Annotated in this window: 3 protein-coding genes; 1 reads left to right on the forward strand and 2 read right to left on the reverse strand. The window is 76.9% G+C overall.

Features of this window, described 5'->3' with window-relative positions:
- A partial coding sequence (locus AAHZ94_RS30625; protein WP_349996984.1) for a 5'-nucleotidase C-terminal domain-containing protein occupies positions 1-1238 on the forward strand: 1238 nt, incomplete at its 5' end.
- Positions 1239-1373: 135 nt separating this feature from the next.
- On the opposite strand, the gene AAHZ94_RS30630 is transcribed toward AAHZ94_RS30625, so the two are convergent.
- Both AAHZ94_RS30630 and AAHZ94_RS30635 read right to left on the reverse strand, forming a co-directional pair.
- Entirely contained in the window at positions 1374-2684 is a 1311-nt protein-coding gene (locus tag AAHZ94_RS30630; RefSeq protein WP_502964832.1) for a glycoside hydrolase family 6 protein, read from the reverse strand.
- A 100-nt stretch (positions 2685-2784) separates the two neighbouring features.
- Complete coding sequence (locus tag AAHZ94_RS30635) at positions 2785-3543, reverse strand: class F sortase (RefSeq protein ID WP_349996986.1); 759 nt, start codon at positions 3541-3543, stop codon at positions 2785-2787.
- Positions 3544-3623 lie beyond the last annotated feature (80 nt).

The following is a 3623-nucleotide window of genomic DNA, read 5'->3' on the forward strand; positions in this document are numbered from 1 at the left end:
GGCCCCCGGCGGGGTCGCCCTCCTGGGCCCCGGGGGGGGCCGCCGCCTGCGGTGGGCCCGGGCCGGGGGGGGGGGGGCGCCGCGCCGGCGGGGGGGGGGGGCGGGGCCACCGCGCCCCCGCCGCCATCGGCATCGCCTCCCCGAACCAGATGCTCCGCGACATCAGCCACGCCCCGGCCGGTGCCGACGACGCGCCCGGCGAGGTCAAGTTCAGCGACGTCTACCTGGGGATCTACAACGACCGCGGCGGTCTCGGCCCCGGCGTCTTCAGCAGCGAGCTGACCGGCCGCGAGGTCCGCGACCTGCTCCAGTGCCAGTGGCGCCCCAACCTGTCCTGGTCCGACGGCAGCGTCGAAGCCGACCTGACCATCGACACCGGTGGCGCGCTCGGCCTCGTCTTCCGCCAGCAGGACGCGAAGAACTACTACCTGTGGCAGATCAACGGCACGGCTTCCCCCGGCCGTGTCCTGCTCAGGCCGCACGCCTACGTCAACGGCGCGTGGAAGGTGCTGCCCGAGACCGACATCACCTCCGTCATCCCGGCCGGCGAGCTGGGCGACCGGCACCACGTGAAGGTCCGGGCCCAGGGCAGCACGATCACCACCTGGGTCGACGGCGTACGGGTCGACTCGCGCACCGACACGCAGTTCGCCCGCGGCGGGATCGGCGTGCGCACCAGCGGCGGCGAGAGCGGGCGGGTGGACAACCTCGCGGTCCGCGACCTCGCGGGGCGCACGCTGTACTCCAGCGGATTCTCCGCCGCCCCCGACCCGGTGTTCGGGGCCACCGCGACCCTCACCGACGACGGCCAGCTCCTGGCCCGCGACAACACCACGCAGTTCGCGACGGGCTCGTGCGAGGCGCGCTTCCCCCGGCTGCCGGAGACCTTCCAGCCGCTGGCGCTGTCCAGCAACGTCACGTACAAGTACCAGCCCAGGGCGCCGCGCGAGAGCCGCATCCCGTACGGGCAGATCCGGGTGGACGGCAAGCCGCTCAAGCCGAACGCCACGTACCGGATCAACACCACGTCGGCCGAGTTCACCACCACCGGCACCCAGGAGGGCTTCACCCCGCTGGCCCACACCCGCAACCGGCACCGCACCGACTTCACCACGCCGGACGCGGTCACCGGCTACCTGAAGGCGACCGGGCCGCTCGCGCCGCCGGCGCCGGATCGGGTTCGGCCGCTGAACGGTTGGCCCGGGGGCGCGCCGGCGGCGGTCCGTACGCTGCCGTGACGTGACCCGGGGGGACGGCTCGCTCCGCGCGTTCCGTTCGTGTCGCGCATGACCGGGCGCCGGCCGGCCCTTCGGGGCTGGCCGGTGCATCGGGGGTGTCTCGTACTCGCCAGGGACGGTACCTGTACGGCGGGTTCAGTCCGCCGTCGCGTTGCGGGCCAGGTCAAGTGCGTAGTCGGGCCACCAGGCGCCGGCCTGTGGGCCGCCCTTGCAGGGGCCGTCGGACTCGCCGGGGGGCTTGACCCACAGGTAGGCGTCGACCCGTTCGTCGGCGGTGTGCGTGGTGGGGGGCTCGCCGAGGGCCCGCTCGCCGGGGTTGCACCACGCCTGCGGGTCGTCCGCGCCGCGCGCCGGGCCGCGCCCGTTGCGGCTGGTGTCGATCACGAAGTGCTTGCCGCCGAGCAGGTCGGACAGCCGCTTCCCGTACGCCGTGTTCTCACGCGTCGTCTGGTAGTTGGAGATGTTCAGCGCGAACCCGTCCGCCTCCTCGATGCCGGCGCGGCGCAGCGGGTCGGCCATCCGCTTGACGTCGGTGATCCAGTGCGGGTTGCCGGCGTCCAGGTAGACCTTGGTGTGCGGCAGGGCGCGCAGCCGGTGGACGGCCGCGGCGAGCAGCGCGAACCGCTCCCGGTGGAACCGCTTGGGCGTGCAGCCGTCCTCCACGTGCGGCAGCGCGTCCGGCTCCAGGACCACCGGCGCCCGGCGGTCCCCGATGCCGGCGGCGCCCCGCTCCACCCCGCGCCGGTAGGCCCGGCCGTCGGGCGCGCCGCCCTTGGAGTACTGGCCGCAGTCCCGGTGCGGGATGTTGTAGAGCACCAGCAGCCCTTCCCGGCCGGCGGCCTCCGCCGCCCCGGTGAACCGGCGGGCCCGCCCCTCCGGGTCGTCCGCACCGATCCACTCCGCGATCGGCTGCCGGGCGATCCGCGCCATGAGCTCCGCGTCGGCGCCGCGCCCCGCCGCCCGGTACGCGGCGAGTTGCCTGGCCGCGTTGGTCTGCGGATTGACCCAGTACGGGACGGTGGACGCGGGCCGCTGCCCGACCGGCCGCATCGGCGCGCCCTCCGCGCGCCGCTCGTCCCCTCCGCCACACCCGGCCAGCACCAGCACCGCCACCGCGGCGGCGCCCCCGACCCAGGTGGCCGTACGGGCGAGGCGCTGACGTCTCGGGGTGGCGCGGTACGGGGGGCCGGGGCGCCGGCCGGGGCACGGATTGCGGTTCGGGTTGCGGTTCGGGATGCGGTTCGGGCTGGGGGTGGGACTGTGGCTCGGGCTGGGGCCAGGGCTGTTGCGGTACGAGCCGGAGGCGGGCGGCCTGCGGCGGCGACGGCGCGCGGCGGCGACGGTGCCGACGTCGGGGGCGGCTGCGGCATCGGCTGCGGGCTCAATGTCGGGCGTGTCGTACGGGGCGGCGCCGCTCTCCCCACCGGGCACGTTCGGTCGATCCACTGCTTCCACACCCGTCCCTGCGCGCACGTGTAGGTAGGCACCCTGTTGTACCGCGCGCGGGCCCCGCGACCGCGCGGCGACATGGCGGCTCGCCCGCCCCTCACCCCCGTACCCCGCCCCGTACCCCCGTCAGATAGGCGAAGACGACGACGTTGGCGGTGTACGTGCGCGTGGCGCGGTCGAAGGTGCCGCCGCAGGTGAGGAGGCGGAGTTCGGCGCGGCCGGGGCGGCCTTGGCCGTAGACGCGGCGGGCGTCGAACCGGGCGCGGGGGACGACGGCGACCTCCTCCACCGTGAACTCAGCCACCGTGCCGTCCGTCCGGGTGACCCGGACCGCGGCGCCGGGCCGCAGGGCGCTCAGGTCGTGGAAGACGGCCGGTCCTGACTCCGTGTCGACGTGCCCGACCAGGACGGCGACGCCCGCGGCGCCCGGCGGCGGGCCGGCCCGGTACCAGCCGACGTCGCCCGGCCGCCGGTACGGGGGCGGCTCGACCGCGCCCGCCGCGTCGAGGCCGCGGGCGACGACGGGCGCGTGGTGCACGCCCGCGCCGGCGATGTCCAGCGCACGGGGGGCGGCGCCGGGCGCGGGGCTGTGGGAAGTGGTGGGCCCGTGCGGAGTGGGGGCGTTCGGCGCGGGGCCGTGGGAAGTGGTGGGCCCGTGCGGTGTGGGCCCCTGTCGCGTGGGCAGGGCGTGCGCGCCGGGGCGGCCGACCGCCGCCACGTCGCCGGTGGTCGGAGCTGCGCCGGCGCCGGGGTCGTTGCCCTTGCCCCACAGCCAGAGCGCCACCAGCACCAACGCCCAGGCCAGACCGACCGTCAGCCGCCCCCGGCCGCCCGCGGCGGCAGGTGCCTCGGCCATCCGCCGGGCCCCGCGCCGCTCAGCCGGCGGGGCGGCCGGCCCCGCCGCGCCGCCGCCGCCGCCCCCCCCCCCCGCGGGGG

The organism is Streptomyces sp. HSW2009, from assembly GCF_040240285.1.
GTDB lineage: Bacteria > Actinomycetota > Actinomycetes > Streptomycetales > Streptomycetaceae > Streptomyces.

Coding starts and splice junctions, on each gene's coding strand:
- AAHZ94_RS30635 (WP_349996986.1), bottom strand. CDS start 3,543: ATGGCCGAGGCACCTGCCGCCGCGGGCGGCCGGGGGCGGCTGACGGTC.